This is a genomic window from Rhizobium sp. R634, from assembly GCF_002211305.1.
Lineage (GTDB): Bacteria > Pseudomonadota > Alphaproteobacteria > Rhizobiales > Rhizobiaceae > Rhizobium.
Genome location: NZ_LOKW01000001.1, coordinates 314,040 through 331,896 on the forward strand (window position 1 = coordinate 314,040; position 17,857 = coordinate 331,896).

16 protein-coding genes are annotated in these 17,857 nt (G+C 63.4%); 9 read left to right on the forward strand and 7 right to left on the reverse strand.

Annotation, left to right across the window (positions count from 1 at the left end; translation table 11 throughout):
- Positions 1-17: 17 nt before the first annotated feature.
- Entirely contained in the window at positions 18-866 is an 849-nt protein-coding gene (locus ATY77_RS01430; RefSeq protein ID WP_088685757.1) for a carbohydrate-binding protein, read from the forward strand.
- On the opposite strand, the gene ATY77_RS01435 is transcribed toward ATY77_RS01430, so the two are convergent.
- Positions 861-1,871: a helix-turn-helix domain-containing protein gene (locus ATY77_RS01435; protein WP_088685758.1), complete on the reverse strand. Its 1,011-nt coding sequence runs from the start codon at positions 1,869-1,871 to the stop codon at positions 861-863. The genes ATY77_RS01430 and ATY77_RS01435 overlap by 6 nt on opposite strands.
- Positions 1,868-2,434: an isochorismatase family protein gene (locus ATY77_RS01440; RefSeq protein ID WP_088685759.1), complete on the reverse strand. Its 567-nt coding sequence runs from the start codon at positions 2,432-2,434 to the stop codon at positions 1,868-1,870. The genes ATY77_RS01435 and ATY77_RS01440 overlap by 4 nt, the downstream gene beginning before the upstream one ends.
- 206 nt (positions 2,435-2,640) lie before the next feature.
- Here ATY77_RS01440 and ATY77_RS01445 point away from each other — a divergent pair, with 206 nt between their 5' ends.
- The gene (locus ATY77_RS01445; protein ID WP_088685760.1) at positions 2,641-3,309 is read left to right on the forward strand and encodes a response regulator; all 669 of its coding nucleotides are present in this window, start codon (positions 2,641-2,643) and stop codon (positions 3,307-3,309) included.
- Positions 3,299-4,699 (forward strand): sensor histidine kinase, encoded by a 1,401-nt coding sequence (locus tag ATY77_RS01450; RefSeq protein WP_088685761.1) that lies wholly within the window; start codon positions 3,299-3,301, stop codon positions 4,697-4,699. Before ATY77_RS01445 ends, ATY77_RS01450 begins: the two co-directional genes overlap by 11 nt.
- A gap of 210 nt (positions 4,700-4,909) precedes the next feature.
- Here the strand turns inward: ATY77_RS01450 and ATY77_RS01455 are convergent, their stop codons facing one another.
- From ATY77_RS01455 to ATY77_RS01475, 5 genes are all read right to left on the reverse strand, one after another.
- Positions 4,910-5,791 (reverse strand): ABC transporter permease, encoded by an 882-nt coding sequence (locus ATY77_RS01455; RefSeq protein WP_088685762.1) that lies wholly within the window; start codon positions 5,789-5,791, stop codon positions 4,910-4,912.
- A 13-nt stretch (positions 5,792-5,804) separates the two neighbouring features.
- Positions 5,805-6,623 carry an ABC transporter ATP-binding protein gene (locus ATY77_RS01460; RefSeq protein ID WP_088686230.1) on the reverse strand — a complete coding sequence of 273 codons (819 nt, stop codon included), beginning with the start codon at positions 6,621-6,623 and terminating at the stop codon, positions 5,805-5,807.
- Positions 6,624-6,716: 93 nt separating this feature from the next.
- Complete coding sequence (locus ATY77_RS01465; RefSeq protein WP_088685763.1) at positions 6,717-7,730, reverse strand: ABC transporter substrate-binding protein; 1,014 nt, start codon at positions 7,728-7,730, stop codon at positions 6,717-6,719.
- A 248-nt stretch (positions 7,731-7,978) separates the two neighbouring features.
- On the reverse strand, positions 7,979-8,707 hold the full coding sequence (locus ATY77_RS01470; protein ID WP_088675663.1) for a FadR/GntR family transcriptional regulator: 729 nt from the start codon (positions 8,705-8,707) through the stop codon (positions 7,979-7,981).
- A gap of 117 nt (positions 8,708-8,824) precedes the next feature.
- The gene (locus ATY77_RS01475) at positions 8,825-9,832 is read right to left on the reverse strand and encodes a LacI family DNA-binding transcriptional regulator (RefSeq protein ID WP_088685764.1); all 1,008 of its coding nucleotides are present in this window, start codon (positions 9,830-9,832) and stop codon (positions 8,825-8,827) included.
- A gap of 207 nt (positions 9,833-10,039) precedes the next feature.
- Here ATY77_RS01475 and ATY77_RS01480 point away from each other — a divergent pair, with 207 nt between their 5' ends.
- From ATY77_RS01480 to ATY77_RS01505, 6 genes are all read left to right on the forward strand, one after another.
- Positions 10,040-11,362, forward strand: coding sequence for an alpha-L-fucosidase (locus ATY77_RS01480; protein WP_088685765.1), 1,323 nt, complete (start codon positions 10,040-10,042; stop codon positions 11,360-11,362).
- Positions 11,363-11,411: 49 nt separating this feature from the next.
- On the forward strand, positions 11,412-12,632 hold the full coding sequence (locus ATY77_RS01485; protein ID WP_088685766.1) for a sugar ABC transporter substrate-binding protein: 1,221 nt from the start codon (positions 11,412-11,414) through the stop codon (positions 12,630-12,632).
- An 18-nt stretch (positions 12,633-12,650) separates the two neighbouring features.
- A complete protein-coding gene (locus ATY77_RS01490; protein WP_190237558.1) occupies positions 12,651-13,625 on the forward strand; it encodes a sugar ABC transporter permease in 975 nt (324 codons plus the stop codon).
- A complete protein-coding gene (locus ATY77_RS01495) occupies positions 13,615-14,499 on the forward strand; it encodes a carbohydrate ABC transporter permease (protein WP_088675667.1) in 885 nt (294 codons plus the stop codon). Before ATY77_RS01490 ends, ATY77_RS01495 begins: the two co-directional genes overlap by 11 nt.
- 177 nt (positions 14,500-14,676) lie before the next feature.
- The gene (locus ATY77_RS01500) at positions 14,677-15,606 is read left to right on the forward strand and encodes a substrate-binding domain-containing protein (RefSeq protein ID WP_088685767.1); all 930 of its coding nucleotides are present in this window, start codon (positions 14,677-14,679) and stop codon (positions 15,604-15,606) included.
- A gap of 16 nt (positions 15,607-15,622) precedes the next feature.
- Positions 15,623-17,767, forward strand: coding sequence for a methyl-accepting chemotaxis protein (locus tag ATY77_RS01505; protein ID WP_088686232.1), 2,145 nt, complete (start codon positions 15,623-15,625; stop codon positions 17,765-17,767).
- Positions 17,768-17,857 lie beyond the last annotated feature (90 nt).

Sequence of the window (17,857 nt, forward strand, 5' to 3'; positions counted from 1 at the left end):
CTCCGAGGAGGCCGAACATGGAATTGACGCTGAAGATCGTGGATGCCGATGGGTTCGTGCTGGCAAGCGCCACCGGGCGGGACGAGACTTTTCTCGTCTATCGCCAGAACTATCGCGACGGCGACTGCGTCGTCGTCGAGGCTTCCGAGCCCGGCCATGTCTTCCTCGCGCTCGATAGCGCAATCCCTCCCGCTTTGGTCTATATCAGGGAAAGCGCCTATTCGCTCGCCGTGCCCTTCGGCGACAAGCGCAAGTCCTATTCGCCGAACGCCTTCAAGGGCGATATCCACCGACTTTCGGTGCGCAGCGCGCGGCCCGACGAACGCGCCCAACGGCGCAATCTCGCTTTGAACCCCTGGGACGATCACGCCAACCGGGCGCTCTTTCCGCATGCCCGCGCCAATGTGGAAACCCGCGGCGAAGCGGTCTTTGCCGCGCGCAACGCCATCGACGGCGAAAAAGCCAACGACAACCACGGATTCTGGCCCTATACGAGCTGGGGCATCAATCGCGATCCCAAGGCCGCGCTGACGGTGGAATTCGGCCGGCCCGTTCGGATCGACGAGATCGTCTTCTACATCAGGGCTGATTTCCCGCATGATTCCTGGTGGGAGCAGGCAAGCGTCACCTTTTCGAACGGTGAAACCGCCGCATTTCCGCTGGTGAAATCCGGTGCCGCGCAGCGTTTTCAGATAGAGCCTTGCACCGTCGAATGGGTGGAACTGCACGGGCTTATCAAGGCCGAGGACAGCTCGCCTTTTCCGGCGCTGACGCAGATTGAAATCTGGGGGACGGAGGCGCTCGGCGCTGCGGCCGTCGCTGCCGAAGATCAGGCCGGTCACGCCGCTCTTTCTCTTCCTCTATGAACCCAATGCCGGCCTCGGCCGCGCCGCGCTCGGCGGGCTCTCATGCAGCCGGTTCCACGCGCGGCGCAACTGCCGGGCAGAGCCAAAGCCGGCGCGCATTGCCACGGCTTCCATATCCAGCCGCGAGCCAGCGAGCATCTCGCGGGCGAGAGCCACGCGCATGCGGTTGACGAAATCCGTGACGCTCATGCCGGTCTGCTCGTTGAACAGCCGCGAGAGGTTCCGCGGGCTGGCGCCGCTGAGGCGCGCCAGCGAGGCGACCGACCAGTCACGAGTGGGGTCGGCGGCCACCGCGTCCTGTGCACGATGAATGACAGGGTGGATATGGTTACGGCCTTCGAGCCAGGGCGAAAGCTGCGGGTCCGAGCCGCCGCGCCTGAGATAGACGACGAGATATCGCGCCACCGCTAGCGCGCAGGCATGCCCCGCCGCTTCGGCGACGATATGCAGCATGAGGTCTATGCCGGCGGTGATGCCGGCGCTCGTCAGACGCTCGCCGTCCTCGACATAGAGCCGGTTGTCCCGGATGCGGGCGGTGGGCGCGAGCCTCGCGAGATCCTCCATGCAGCCGTGATGCGTGGTGCATTCGCGGCCGTCGAGCATCCCGGCCTCGGCGGCGAGCAGGGCGCCGGAGCAGATCGAGACCAATCGAATCCCCGGACGGATGGCGCGCTTCAGCCACGCGACGATGGCGGCCTGCGCGGCGCGCTCCTGCTCGTCCCAGGGACGGTTGTTCTCCATCGGCGCGTCGGCGCTTCCGGCGATGACGACGAGCGCCTGATCGGGCAGGTGCTCCGGCAGGGCGGCGACGCCGGTGACGGCAAGGCCGATCGAGCTGCCGACCGTTGCCGACGGGCCGATATAGGCGACGCTGAAGCGCACCGCCCGCTGTTCGAGATTCGCCTTGCGCAGCACTTCGATCGGGCCGGCGACGTCGAGCAGCAGCACGCGCGGCGGCACGACGACGAAGACGGAGATATCGAAGGGCTGCGCGACGTCCGTCATGCGGCGAGCTGCTCAGCACGCCCCGCCAGCGCCTGTTCGACGGTGGCGATCCTGGCGAAACGGCCCGACAGGACCAGTTCCGTGCGGCCGCGGATTTCACCGGCGCTCCATGTGCGTCCCGCCGCGTCGGTCATCGGAAAGGTCAGCGTCGCTTCGCCGACATAATCGACCTGGTAGCCGAGATCCGATGCGTGGCGGGTCGTGGTCTCGCAGCATTGTTCGGTGCGGATGCCTGAGACGATGATGCGACGCACGCCATTCTCGGTCAGCCAGACGTAGAGTCCGGAGTCGACGAGAGCGCTGTGACGGCTCTTCCTGAAAGTCGCGCCGGGGGCAATCCTGAGCGGGGCGAGCGTCCTGACGAAGCCCGAGCTTTCCGAAAACGGCCCGCTTCCATCGACATGGAAGATTTGAATGACGGGTATCCCGCGCGCCGCCGCGCCGTCGATCAGCGCCTGCTGACGATCGATATAGGCGGATGCGAGGCTTTCATCCCAATAATCGCGCTGACGGAAGGACTCCTGAGCGTCGATGACGAGAAGGACGGTATCATGGCCGGACATTTCTTGCTCCGTGGATGTTGATCATGAACACCATATTCGGCGATCCCTGGACAGAGGAAAATGCATGCGCCGGACAAATAGCGGACACTTCGCGCCATTCATGGTGGAGAGCGGTCCGTTACCGCGAGCGGCGGGCGATAGCGAATGTTGTCGGCCACCCATGCGCCCGCTTCCGCGAGCCCCTCCGCACGTGCTAAGGGGATCGGATGCGACTGCTTGTGGTGGAGGACAACAAGGATCTGGCGGCCTGGCTGGGCAAGGCCCTGCGGCAGGCGCAATATACGATCGACGTTGCCCATGACGGCGAAGACGCGGAACATCTGCTCAAGGTGGCGGAATATTCGGCGATGATCCTCGATCTTTCGCTGCCGAAGCTTGACGGATTGACGCTCCTGAAGCGGCTGAGACAATCGGGCAACAAGCTCCCGATCATCATCCTGACCGCCAATGCGAGCCTGGACGGCCGCGTGGCGGGGCTCGACAGCGGCGCCGACGATTATCTCGCCAAGCCCTTTGAAATCGCCGAACTTGAAGCCAGGATCCGCGCGGTGGTGCGCCGCGGGCAGGACCGGGCATCGTCGGAGATCACCGTCGGCAACCTGCGTTTTTCCGGCGGCACGCGGCAGTTCTTCATCGAGGGCGAGCCGCTGCAATTGACGCCGCGCGAATATGCCGTTCTCGAGCAGCTGGTCATGAAGGTGGGCAACACGGTCTCGAAGGCCGCCCTTTCCGAAAGCGTTTTCGGTTTCGACGACGAGGCGGATCCGAGCGCCATCGAAATCTATGTCCACCGGCTTCGAAAGAAGCTCGAGGCCAGCTCCGTGCAGATCGCGACGTTGCGCGGCCTCGGCTATCTCCTCAGACATGTTCAGTAGCGCCTTCAGCAAGAGCGTCGCCGCCATCGGCCGGCTCAGCCAGAGCCTCAGGGTGCAGTTGCTTTCCCTGGTGCTGCTGACGCTGTTCGGCGCGATCGCCTTCAATCTCTACGACAGCTTCTGGTCGGCCGACGCGACGGCGAAACTGGTGACGGACCGCACGCTCCTGGCTTCGGCCCGCGTCATTGCCGAGGCGGTGCGCGTCGACGAGGGAGGCAATGTCCAGGTCGATGTGCCGCCCGCAGCGCTCGAGATGTTCGATACGGGGTTCGGCGACCGCGTCTTTTACCAGGTGATCACCGCGTGGGGCAATCTGGTCAGCGGCTTTCCCGACCTGCCGCTGCCGACGGCCCAGCGCGTCGGCGAGGATCGCGCCTTCCACGGTGCCGACGTGCGCGTCCTGATGCTCGACCATCCCGTCGTCGGGCTTCCCGATGACGGCACGATCTCCGTGACCGTCGCGGTGACGCATAACAGCCAGTATGCGATGCGAAGGCAGCTGTGGCTTTCGGATTTTTCGAAGCAGTTCGTGCTGGTCTTTCTTGCAAGCCTGGTGACCATACTCGGGCTGCAGCGCGGCCTTGCGCCGGCTCTGAGGCTGCGGGACGCGGTGCGGGAGCGCGGCCGCAACCGTCTCGATCCGTTGCCGCCGGAGATGGTGCAGAGCGAGTTGCGCCCGCTCGTCCACGCGCTGAACGACCATATGGAGCGCGTGCAGAACCAGATGGCCGCACAGCGGCGGTTCGTATCGAATGCGGCGCATCAGCTCAGAACGCCGCTGGCGCTGATTTCGACGCAGGCGAGCGTGGCGGCCCGCGAAGGCGATGTGGCGCGCCGCGACGAGGCGCTTGCCGCGCTTCGCACCAGCACCAGACAGATTTCGCGCCTCGCCGGTCAGCTCCTGACCTTGTCGCGGGCCGAGCCCGGGAGCCGGCGCCCGCGCAGCGACGTAACCGATCTCAGCAAGGCCGCCCGCGAAATATTGGAAGCGCATGCCGAAGAGGCGCTGAAACGCAACATCGATGTCGGCCTGGAAGCGGACGGCCCCGTCACCGTCGAGGGCGACGGCACCATGCTGCGCGAATTGCTGGTCAACCTCATCGACAACGCCATCCGCTACAGCGGTGCGGATGGACGGGTGACTGTCTCTGTCAGGCAGGCGGACGGAAGCGCGGTCGTGACCGTGGAGGACAGCGGTCCGGGCATTCCCGAAGGCGAGCGCGAACAGGTCTTCGAGCGCTTCTACCGGATCATGGGAACCGAAAGCGAGGGAAGCGGCCTCGGTCTTGCGATCGTCCGCGAGGTCGTCGAAGGGGCCGGAGGTTCGGTATCGCTCGGCGATGCAAAGGGCGGCGGGCTCATCGTGACGGTGCGGCTGCCGCTTGCTTAGGCGAGGCGCCTCCATAAAAAGCGCTGGATCTGACGCCCAGGAACTGGCTTGATGGCACTCCTCACTCTACCCGGCGTCATCCTCGGCCTTGTGCCGAGGGACAAGCCCGAGCATGACGAAAGGGAAGTTCGCTGACCTTGCGATCAAAAGAAAAGGCCGGGCTTCGCGCCCGGCCTTCCCTCGATCTGCCTTGGGAGGAAGCAGATCCGATTATTGCGCGTCGAGGTGCTGCTGCGGCCGCCACTTCGCCAGGCGGTTCTCGATCAGCGTCATGATGTATTCGGCAACGAGTGTGACGACCATGACGAGGAGGATTGCCGCGAACATGCCGGCGGCGTCGAAGGTGCCCTTGGCGATCGAGATTAGCTGGCCGATGCCGAAGCGGGCGCCGACGAATTCGCCGACGATGGCGCCGATGATCGCAAAGCCGAAGGAGACGTGGAGGCTCGCGAAGATCCAGCTCATCGCCGAGGGAATGACGACCGTGCGGGTTACCTGCCAGTCCGAGGCTCCGAGGATGCGGGCATTGGCGATCATGTTGCGGTCGGCTTCGCGCACGCCCTGGAAGGCGTTGGCAAAGACGACGAAGAACACCATGATGAAGGCGAGCGCCACCTTGGACGGCAGGCCGAGGCCCATGATCATGATGAAGATCGGCGCAAGCACCACGCGGGGGATCGAGTTGATTGCCTTGATGTAGACGGAGAAGATATCCGACAGGAAGCGGTTGCGGCCGAGGCCGATGCCTACGAAGACGCCGGTGATCGAGCCGGCGAAGAAGCCGATCAGCGCCTCCTCCATCGTCACCCAGAGATTATACCAGAGCGACCCTTCGGTGGTGCCCTCGGTTGCCCATTCGTAGAGGCGTTCAAGGACGCCGCTCGGGCTCGAATAGAAGAACGGATCGATCCAGTTCATGTTGGATGAGAGTTCCCACATGCCGATCACGAAGACCAGGATGGCGATCTGCCAGAAGCGCACCAGCATGTTGCGCCGGCGTATCGCCTTCATTGCGGAGGCTTCGATCTCGGCATCCGACGTGCCCGGGCGAAACAGGGTGGCCGAACCGGCCTCGAAAGTCGTGTTTGCCATGATATCCTCCCCCTCAGGCCGCTTCGCTTGCGCGGCGGTAGCTGGTCTCGACCTCTTCGCGCAGGTCCTCCCAGATGGTCTTGCAATAGTCGATGAAGCTCTGCTCGTAACGGATCTCCGACACCACGCGCGGGCGCGGAAGATCGATCGGATAGACCGACTTGACCGTGGCCGGGCCGGCGGTCAGCACATAGACCTTGTCGGCAAGCGCGACGGCCTCTTCGAGATCGTGGGTGACGAAGACCACCGATGCCTTGCGCTCCGCCCAGAGCTTCAGCAGTTCCTCGTGCATGACGGTCCGGGTCTGCACGTCGAGTGCCGAGAAAGGCTCGTCCATCAGCAGGATCTCAGGTTCGTTGATGAAGGTCTGCGCCAGCGAGACGCGTTTGCGCATGCCGCCGGAGAGTTGATGCGGATAGTGATGCAGAAACTTCGACAGGCCGACGCGGGCCAGCCAGTCGCGGGCGCTCTGTTCCGCCTCGGCGCGCGACTTGCCGCGAAACAGCGGCCCGGCCATGACGTTGTCGATGACGTTCTTCCAGGGAAAGAGCGCATCAGTCTGGAAGGCGAAGCCGACACGCGGATCGATGCCGGTGATCGGCCCGCCCATCAGGCGGACTTCTCCGGCGGAGGGGCGTGCAAGGCCCGTCACGAGGTTGAGCGTCGTCGACTTGCCGCATCCTGTGGGGCCGACGACGGCGACGAACTCGCCGCGGGCAACCGTCATGTTGAAATCGCGCAGCGCAGTGAGCGACTTGCCTGTGGGCGAGACGAAGCGGCGGCTGACATTGATCAGCTCGATCGCCGGGACCTGTTTGTTGTCCTGTTGCATGGTGATACCTGAGGCGTGCTTGAGGGCGCGCACGCAATGCCCATGATCGAACGGGGCCGCTCCCGCTTGGGAGCCGGGAGCGGCGCGGCTGACTTACTGGACGTTCTTGACGAATTCCGTCGTGTAGGTCTTGGAAAGGTCGATCTGCTTGCCCTTGACGTTCTTGGAGAACTCCGAGAGCACGGCAAGCACGGTCTTCGGGCCGTCTTCCGGCATGACGCCATCGGCCGTGAACATGCCCTTGCCCTCTTCGAGAGCCTTGATGTAGCCGTCCTTGTCGCCGACGTAGAAATCCTTCGGCATCTTGTCGGCGATTTCGGCGGCCGAATGCGTGTTGATGTATTTCAGCGTCTTGACGAAGGCGTTGGCGAGCTTCTGCGCCTCTTCCTTGTGCTCATCGACCCAGGAGGTTTCCATGTAGAGCGAGGCGGCCGGATAGGTGCCGCCGAGCGCCTGACGGGTCGCTTCAACAGTGCGCATGTCGACGAGAACGCTCGCTTCGCCTGTCTTGATCATGCGAGAGATCGTCGGCTCCGTCGTCATGCCGGCCTGGATCTGATCCTGCTGTATGGCGGCGATGAAGGTGCCGCCGGCGCCGACGGGAATGGTGACGACATCGCCGGGCTTCAGGCCGGCCTTGGAGGCCATGTAAAGGGTCAGGAAATTCGTCGAGGAGCCGAGACCGGTGACGCCGAGGCTCTTGCCCTTGAAATCGGCCGGCGACTTGATCTCCGGGTGTTTGCTCGAGACCATCTCGACCTCGCCCGGCGCCTGGCTGAACTGGACGATGGATTCGACGAACTTGCCCTTGGCCTGGAGATCCACACAGTGGTCGTAGAAGCCGACGACACCCTGGACAGCGCCAGCCAGCAACTGGTTTTCGGCATCGACGCCGGCGGCTTCGTTCAGAAGCTCGACATCGAGACCCTCGTCCTTGAAGTAGCCGAGGGATTCGGCGAGCTTGGCCGGCAGATAGATCTGCTTCTCATAGCCGCCGACCATGATGGTGATCTTGTCGGCCGCATGGGCGGCGCTGGTGGTCAGCGATGCTGCGGCCATGAGAGCGGAAAAAGCGGCGGTGTGAAAAAGGCTGCGTGAAGAACGCATGGAAAACTCCTCCTAGTGGTTTACCCGCATCGTCGTCTCGCCACCTTTGACCCGTGTCTCCTCCACGATGCTGCCCTTTCCTATGACGCCGAAGCTTTCAACTAGCTTTCAGCCGAAGGCGGGTGGACTGCCCGTCCATGCCGCATGCGGATAGGGCGCGCAGCAGCCCTACAATAGACGTGATGACGCAATCGGCCAGCTGATTCGCTTGCTGCGGCCGGATGAACTTGCGGCGCTTCCCGCCGTCCTTAGCTTGTAAAGCTGCGCAGATCCTTCAGCAGGTTGCGATATCGCGCCTGGCTGCCGACCAGATGCTCGCGCATGGCGTTGCGCGCCGCCTGATCGTCCCTGTCGGAGATCGCGACGATGATCGCTTCATGTTCGCGATGGATGAGCTTGCGGTAGGCGGTCTGCTCGGCGGTTCGGGTTTCCGGGACGAGCCTCGATTGCGGGATGATCGCCGAGCCCTGGGATTCCAGGAAGTGCTTGAACAGCGGATTGTTCGTCGCCTCGGCGATGGCGACATGCAGTTCCAGATCCGCCTCGCGGATGGATTGGTCTGTCTCGATGCAATGGAGGATTTTCCGGTGGCATTCGAAGATCGCCTCCTCCTGCGCCGGTGAACGGCGGAGCGCGGCAAGTCCGGCTGCCTCGATTTCGACGGGCGTGCGGATTTCAAGTACTTCGAGATCGGAAGCGACGCGCGCCTTGTCGACCTTCCGGCCCGACAGCGCCGGGTCGGGGCTGATCACGAAAATTCCGGCACCCTGGCGCACCTCAACCAGCCCGTCGGAGCGCAGCGCGGCGACCGCCTCGCGCACCACGGTTCGGCTGACGCTGTGGGTTTCGGTCAGTTCATGCTCACTCGGAAGCTTGTCGCCGGCCGCATATTGCCCGCTCAAAATGGCTTGCCGAAGGCTTTCGCCGACCCGTGAGACCAGCGACCCCGAGCCCCTGCCGCGATCCTTCCCCTGCATAGCCACGCCTTCACCCCGCATCGGCCTTCATCCGGATGCCGGCGGCACTCCGAAATTTACGATTCATCACACATGTATGACAAATTCTCGGATCTTTCAATGGTGAGCGGCAAGTCCTCACAGCCGCCTGGTCGACTCCCCCCGCACGAATCTCGGCGTCAGAATGAAATCCCGCGGCGGCTCGGCGGCGGCTTCGGGGCTTGCGATTTTTGCCAGCAGCCGCTGCGCCGCCAGTTCGCCGAGCTTCTGGGCATCCTGCACCACCATGGTGATGCGCGGCGTGATGACGTTGCTCCAGGGCACGTCGTCGACCATCGCCAGCGACACGTCCTCAGGGCAGCGGAAACCCATTTCCTGCATCACCTGCAGCGTCGCGAGCCCCATCATGTTGTTGGCGCCGATGATGGCGGTCGGCCGGTCGCGGCGGGTGAGCAGGCGCATCGCCTGTGTGTGGCCGCCCGTCCTGGTATAGCCGCCTTCGGTGACCAGCGAGGGATCGACATCGACGCCGGCCGCCGCCATCGTATCCATGAAGCCCTTCAGGCGCTCGTCGGCGGTGTGCAGTCCGCCCGGGCCGGATATGAAGGCGATGCGCCGGTGGCCGAGCTGCAGCAGGTGCTCGGTCAGGATGGTCGTCGTCAGCGGATTGTCGGAGCCGACGAAATCGCGCTCGGCACCCTCCACCTTCTGGTCGAACATCACGATCGGCGTCTTGAAGTCACGCAGAAAGGCCGCGTATTCCTCGCCGTGGCCGTTTGTTGCCAGCGCTATGCCGGCAATCTTCTGGGCTTCCATCCGCTCCAACAGCGCCCGTTCGAGATCGGCCCTGCCGGAGGAGTCGGCGATCAGGACGAAATAGCCGTGGTCGAGCGCCTGGTGCTCGATCTCGCGGCGGATGTCGCCGAAGAACATGTTGCCGAGATTGGCGGACACGAAACCGATGAGCGAGCTGCGCCCGCGCGCCAGCGTCTGGGCCACCGGATCGATGCGGTAGCCGGTCGATTTGATCGCCTGCTGGATGCGGTTCAGCGTCTCGGCGCCGACCCGCTTCGGGCTGTTGAGCGCAAGCGAGACGGTCGAGATCGAAACCCCCGCCAGGCGCGCGACATCTCGTATGGTCGTCATGTCTATCGAACCGGTTCTAAAGCTTTCCTTTTGTCAGATTTCTTTCGTCTGCGCAACTTATCCTCCATGATTAGCCGGAACGTGTGCCCATACAACGGGTTTCACGATTTTCGAATTTCGGCTTGACAGGCATGGGATCAAGCAAGATGATCAGTCACCGAACCGGTTCGATATGATGTCGGGCCGGACAACAGGGAGGAGAAACCTGTGACAAGTTCGGAAGGCCAGCGGGAAAATCCTGTATCGGGAGGGGCGGGCAAGCACGCCTGGTTCAGCCATGATCGCCTTGGCATGTTCATCCATTGGGGCCTTTATGCGCTCGGGGCGCGGCATGAGTGGTTGAAGAACCGCGAAGAGCTGAACGACGACCATTACCAGCGCTATTTCGAGAATTTCGCCCCCGATCTCTACGATCCCAAGGCGTGGGCGCGCCGCGCCCGGCTCGCCGGCATGAAATATGTCGTGGTGACGACCAAGCATCATGAAGGCTTCTGCCTGTGGGACAGCAAGGTCACCGATTACAAGGCGCCGAACACGCCCTGCGGCAAGGATCTGCTGACGCCGCTGGTCGAGGCTTTCCGCGCCGAGGGGCTGAAGATCGGCTTCTACTATTCGCTGCTCGACTGGCACCATCCCGACTTTCCGATCGACGTCCATCACCCCCTGCGCAACCATCCCGACGCCGAGGCGCTGAATTCAGGGCGCAACATCGCCAATTACGCCGCCTATATGCGCGAACAGGTGCGCGAGCTTCTGACCGGCTTCGGCCGCATCGACATCATCTGGTTCGATTTCAGCTATCCCGGCCGCGAATATCGCGGCCTGCCCGGCAAGGGGCGCGCCGACTGGGAGAGCGAACGGCTGCTGGAACTCGTGCGTGAGCTGCAGCCCGAAATCATCGTCAACAACCGCCTCGACCTGCCGCAGGGCAAGCTGCCCGACGTGACGACGCCGGAGCAGTATACGCCGCGCGTGGCGCCCGCCATCGCCAGCCAAGGTGTGCTCTGGGAAGCCTGCCACACCTTCAGCGGCTCCTGGGGGTATCACCGCGACGAGGACAGCTGGAAGAGCCCGGAGCAGATCATCCAGCTGCTGATCGATTCCGTCGCACTCGGCGGCAACCTCTTGATGAACGTCGGCCCGACTGGCCGCGGCACTTTCGACGCCCGCGCCATCGCCGCGCTCGAGGTCTACCAGAACTGGATGGAGGTCAATGGACGCTCGATCTACGGCGCCGGTCCCTCGGAATTTCCGGTGCCGGCCGGCTGCCGCTACACGCAGCGCGGCAACCGCCTCTATCTGCATGTCTACAACTGGCCCTACCGCCACATTCATATCGAGGGCCTCGCCGACAGGATCGCCTATGCGCAGTTCCTGCACGACGCCAGCGAAGTGCGCTGGCTCAGCCAGACGAAAGACGTGGATTCCAATATCGGCGTGATGGTGCCGGAGGGCATGATCACGCTCGAACTGCCGGTCCGGCGACCCGACGTTACCGTCCCGGTGATCGAGATCGTCCTCAAGGCGTGAACTCGGTCGCACTCGCGTGTTCATTGCGTCATGGAGGGAGGAGAAACCCATGAAGGTTCTGAAGAAAACGCTTTTGCTTGCCGCAATCGGCGGCAGCCTCTTTGCCACAACGGCATCGGCCGAGCAGATCAACCTGACCTGGCAGATGTGGACCGGTTCCGATGCCGACACCAAGGGCTGGCAGCACCTGGCCGACATGGTGACCGCCAAATATCCCGACATCAAGGTGACGCTGACGACGACCGGCTGGGTCGATTATTGGACCCGCCTGCCGGTGCTGGCGGCGTCGGGGCAGCTCGCCGACATCGTTTCCATGCAGTCGCTGCGCATGCCGAATTTCTATTCGCTGCTCGAGCCTCTGAACGACCGGATCGCGGCCGACAAGTTCGATGTCGGCGCCTTTACGCCCTCGATCATCGGCGGCATGTCCGTCGACAAGCAGCTCTACGGCCTGCCTTACGACGTCGGTCCATGGGTCATCTATTATAATCAGGATGCGCTGGAAGCCGCCGGCGTTCCGCTGCCGAAGCCGGGCTGGACGCTTGCGGAGTTCACCGACGCCGCCAAGAAGCTCACCAAGGACGGCAAATACGGCTTCGGCATCACGCCGCAGAACTATTCGGTTCTGGCCTCGGCCTGGGGCGATAAGTATCTCAATGACTCCGGGGAGCTTGACCTTACCAATCCGAGCGCCGTCGCCGCCGCCGACCGGGTGATCGGCTTTGCCGCCAAGGACAAGGTCGCGCCGCTGGTGCCGTCGAGCGCCGATGCCGGCACGGTCATCCAGGGTCGGTTCAATTCGGGCAATGTCGCCATGTATGTCGATGGTCCCTGGTCGATCATCGGCATGAAGGACAAGGCGAAGTTCAAGATCGGCCTCACCACCCTGCCGCGCGCGGACGGGGAGCTTACAGCCGTCACGGCGGGCTCCGGTTTCGGCATCGCCACGACCAGCAAGAACAAGGATGCGGCCTGGAAGGCGATCCAGGTGCTGACCAGTCCGGAGGCATTGCAATATCTCGCCGAACAGGGCCGCGCGCTGCCGGCACGAACGGCCTCGCAATCCTCCTGGTATAAGGTGGCGGCCAAGGACATCACCAATGGCGGCGAGGCGCTCGATTATTCCCTGGCGCATTCCGTCCCCTATGTGATCACCAACAACTGGGCGGCGGTGGAAAACCTGTTCAACCAGTATTTCCCGCCGGCCTTCGCCGGCAGCGCCGACGCCAAACAGACGATGGAGACCATCCAGAGCCTCGCGCAGCAATAGAGCCCGCGCGTCCTGGAGATGCGCAGGCGCCCGCCGCGGCAGGAATTGCCGCGCATGGAGGAAGATATGTCGGAAAGCGCCGTTGCCGAAATCAGCCTGCAGTCCGGTCAGCCACGGCGCTTCCTGAAGCCCGAGACGCAGACGGCCATGCTGTTCCTGTTGCCGAGCTTCCTCGGCTTCATGATCTTCATGGCCCTGCCGATCCTGGCGTCGCTGGCGCTCTCCTTCACCAACTGGCAGCTGATTTCGACGCCGTCTTTCGTCGGCTTCCAGAATTACATCAAGCTCTTCACCGTCGATCCCGCCTTCTACACCATATTGAGAAACACGCTGTTTTTCGCCGTCGAATATCTGGCGGTGAACATCATTGTCTCGCTGGTGCTTGCGGTGTGGATATCGAGCCTCAAGCGCGGCAAGGCGATCTTCCGGGTGATCTTCTTCCTGCCCACCTTCACCCCGACGATCGCAGCCTCCGTGGTGTGGCTGCTGATCTTCACGCCGGACGGGCTCGCCGACAGCATCATCCGGTCGCTCGGCCTCGGCCTGCCGAATTTCCTGCTGAGCTCCAACTGGGCGATGCAGGCGGTGGTGCTCGTCACCCTCTGGGCCAATGTCGGCTACAACGTCGTGATGTTCAACGCCGCGCTCGACCTGGTGCCGAAGCATTATCTCGAAGCGGCGATGATCGACGGCGCAGGGCCCTGGCGGCGCTTCTGGCGCATCCGCCTGCCGCTGATCTCGCCGACGGTCTTCTTCGCCACCGTCATGACGGCCATCACTTCGCTCCAGGTTTTCGACGAGATCTTCGCCATGACGCGCGGCGGCCCGGGCTCGGCGACGGCCACCCTCGGCTTCGCCATCTACCAGAAAGGCTTCACCAATTTCCAGATGGGCTATGCCTCAGCGCTTGCCTGGGTGATGTTCGTCATGATCATGGGCCTCACCATCCTGCAGTTCCACATGCAGCGCAAATGGGTGCATTATGACGATTGACGCGACCTCCCGGCATCCGCATTCCGTGTCCCAAAACCGGCACCGCATCCTGCGGCGGATCGGCACCTTCATCAGCTATGCCGGCCTTTCGCTGATTGCGCTGCTCTTCCTCTTTCCCTTCTTCTGGATGGTGTCGAACGCGGTGCGCTCCAATACCGAAGTGCTGGCCGTGCCGGTGCGTATCCTGCCTGAGGAATATCAGTGGGGCAATTTCGTCGAGGCGCTGGTTTCGCTGCCCTTCGGTACCTTCCTGATGAATTCCTTCATCGTCGCCTGCGGCGTGACCGCGATCGTACTCGTGGTCTCCTGCCTCTCGGCCTATGCTTTTGCCCGCCTGCGGTTTCCCGGAAGGGAAGGGCTGCTGCTCACCTATCTGAGCACGCTGATGATCCCGCAGGTGATGCTGGTCATCCCGCTCTTCCTCGTCGTCAGCAAGCTCGGCTGGATCAACACCTATCACGGCATGATCCTGCCGGTCGCCTTCTCGTCTTTCGGCACCTTCCTGCTGCGGCAGTTCATCCTCGGCATTCCCAAGGATCTCGACGAGGCGGCGATGATGGACGGGGCGTCGCGCCTGCGCATCCTGGTCACCGTCATCGTGCCGCTCGCCATGCCGGCCATCGGCCTCTTGTCGCTCTTCACGTTCATCGCCCAGTGGAAGAGTTTCCTCTGGCCGCTGATCGCCACCAGCGGCCTCGACAAAGCCACGCTGCCGCTGGGGCTCACTCTGTTCCAGACCCAGCAGGGCACCTCCTGGAACTACATCATGGCCGGCGCGACAATATCCATGGTGCCGGGCGTCATTCTCGCGATCGTGCTGCAGCGGGTGATCTACAAGGGCATCACCGTCGGCTCCGGCTTTGGCGGACGCTGATATTTAAAAACAAAGACCTGCTGCCGTCACTTCAAATCCGGCTCCACCTGTTTCAAGCCGGCGGCGTGCCGCCGCAAGATTCCGATTGCCCGCGTTACTTCTCTCTTCCGCGCGCAAAGTAAAATTTAACCATGATTTGAAATAACGCAGTTCCATCCGAATTGCGCAGGGGAATTCATGAAAACGGCCACGCTTGCATCCATCGCCTTGGCGATGTCGGTCACTGTCGCGAATGCGCAGACGATCGGCGTCTCGATGTCCGATCTCGACAAATTCAGGACCGCGCTGCTGAACGGCGTCGTCAATCACGGCCAGACGATCTCCGGCCTCAAGCTCGTCACCGAAAACGCCAAGGGCGACAACGAGCTGCAGAAGAAGCAGGTTCAGAAGCTCATTGCCGACAAGGTCGATGCGATCATCCTGGCCGTTTCCGACGGCGATCTCGGGCCGCAGATGACCAAGATGGCGACGGATGCCGGCATTCCGCTTGTTTACATCAACAACGTCCCCTCCAACCTGCTCGATCTTCCCGAAAACCAGGTGGTGGTCGCCTCCAACGAAAAGGAATCCGGCACGCTGGAGACCAAGCAGGTCTGCGCTCTGCTCAAGGGCAAGGGCCGCGTCGTCGTACTGATGGGCGAAGCCTTCCACGCGGCCGCCCGCGCACGCACGCAGGATATTTCAGACGTCATCGCCACGCCCGAGTGCAAGGGGCTCGAGATCGTCGAGCGGCAGGCGGCCTATTGGTCGCGCGATTATGCCGATGAGCAGATGCAGGAATGGCTTTCGGCCGGCGTCAAGTTCGATGCCGTCATCGCCAACAATGACGAGATGGCGCTCGGCGCGATCCGCGCCATGAAGAAGGCCGGCATGCCGATGAAAGACGTCGTCGTCGCCGGTGTCGATGCGACCGACGATGCGCTGGCCGCGATGGTGGCCGGCGATCTCGACGTGACCATTCTGCAGAGCGCCGTCGGGCAGGGCGCAGCCGCCGTCGAGGCCGCCGTCAAGCTCGTCAAGAAGGAGAAGGTGCCGCGGGAAAACAACGTTCCCTTCGAGCTCGTGACCCCTGAGAACATTGCCCAATACCTGCCGAAGAGCCAGTGAGCATAAGAGGCCTATGATGTTGCATTTCTGGAATAAATTCGGCATTCGCGCGCAGATCACCGCAGGCTTCGTGCCGCTGATCCTGCTGATGAGCTTGCTGACCGTCAGCGCGATCTCGGGCATGAACGGGCTCGCTTCGATCTTCGCCTCCTACCGCGCCACGGCCGGCCAGAGCCTCGCCATCTCGGACTACAGCGACCAGCTGCACGAGATCCAGATGTCGGCCGAAGCCTTCCGCACCACGCCGACGCAGGCCGTGGTCGACAGTTTTCGCGCCGGCGTGAAGGCCTTCGAGGCGGACGATCCGCGTTTTGCCGGCAACAAGGATCTGCAATCGGGTCTGGCGACGATCCGCCAGGATATCGCCGCTTATGGCAAGGCTTTCGAGCAGATCGTCTCCCTTCAGGCCCGCCGCGACCTGCTGATCTCCAAGGTCACCGAATTCGGCCCCTGGACCAGCATCGCGCTCAACGACGTCATGCGCAGCGCCTGGCGCCAGAGCGATGTCGCCCTGCTGCACATGACGGCGGAGACGCTGGAGGCCCTGAACCGCAGCCTTTATTTCTCCGAACGCTTCGTGCATTCCGACGATTTCGCCGCCTATGACACGGCGCAGGCAGCGCTTGCCGAAGCGGTGGCGCTCAACGATGCCGCCGCCAAGGCAGCGAAGAACGAGCTGCAGAAGAAGCGCCTGATGGGCGCCGGCCAGCTGATGCAGAACTACACGGCCCGTCTCGGCGACATGAAGGATGTGCTGCAGGCCTCCGGCAATATCCGGCAGACTGAGCTTAACGTGCTCGCGCCGAAGATCGCCGGCGAGTTCAGGGATCTGCAGGCGACGGTGACCGGCGCGCAGAAGACGCTCGACGGTTCGGTGGAAGCGACGGTTGCTTCGGCGACCAGCACGACGCTCGTCATCAGCGGCCTGCTGATCGTCATCGGTCTCGTGCTCTCCTATTTCGTCGGCCGGCTGATTTCCTCGGCGGTGCGCGGCATGGCGCAGTCCATGGAGCGGCTTGCCCGCGGCGACGAGGCCATCGTCATCACCGGCGTCGAGCACCGTCACGAACTCGGCGCGATGGCGCGCTCACTGAAGGTCTTCCAGGAAACCGGACGCGCCAAGCTGATCGCCGAAGCCAACGCCGAGCGCGCGCGCCTCGCCGCCGAGGAAGAGCGGCTGCGCCAGGAGGCCGAGCGGCTTTCCGACGCGCAGGTGATGGAGCATGCCTTCCGCCAGATTTCGCTGGGTCTCGATGCGCTCTCGAAGGGTGATCTCTCCGTGCGCGTCGGCGAAGTCGACCACCGCTATGTCAGGATCCGCGATCACTTCAACAGCTCCGTCGCGAGCCTCGAAGAAGCGATCGACTCTGTCATCCGCGCGGTCACGACCATCCGCTCCGGCCTTGCGGAAATCTCCACCGCCTCCAACGACCTCGCCCGCCGCACCGAGCAGCAGGCGGCTTCGCTGGAGGAAACCGTCGCGGCGCTGGGTGACGTCACCCGCGGCGTCAACGGAACGGCGGAGGGCGCCAGCCGCGCCCAAGCCGTGGTGGCGACGGCCCGCACCAATGCGGAAAAGGGCGGCGAGATCGTCTCCCGCGCCATCGCCGCGATGACGGAGATCCAGAATTCCTCGTCGAAGATCGGCAACATCATCAGCGTCATCGACGAGATCGCCTTCCAGACCAACCTGCTGGCGCTGAATGCCGGCGTCGAAGCCGCGCGTGCCGGCGAAGCCGGCAAGGGCTTCGCCGTCGTCGCCCAGGAAGTGCGTGAGCTCGCCCAGCGTTCGGCCAATGCGGCAAGGGAGATCAAGGAACTGATCTCCACCTCCTCGATGCAGGTCAAGACAGGCGTCGAGCTGGTCGGCGAATCCGGCGTCTCGCTCGAACAGATCGTCGAGCAGGTCACCGCGATGAATGCGACCGTCGCCGAGATCGCCGTCGCGGCCCGCGAACAGGCGACAAGTCTGCGCGAAGTCTCCGCCGCCGGCGACCAGATGGACAAGGTCACGCAGCAGAACGCCGCGATGGTGGAAGAGACCACGGCCGCCGCCCAGAGCTTGACGCAGGAAACCGAAAGCCTCGCCGAACTGCTGCGCCGCTTCAAGACGGGCAGCCGCCGGGGATCGGAGCCGCGTTACTACGCCATGGCGTCCTGACCGCCGGAACTGGCGGTCATCCTCCCCGCCGGGCAAGGTCCGGCGGGGCGGCATCATCATCAAAGCCAGACGGCTCGATGCGATATTTTC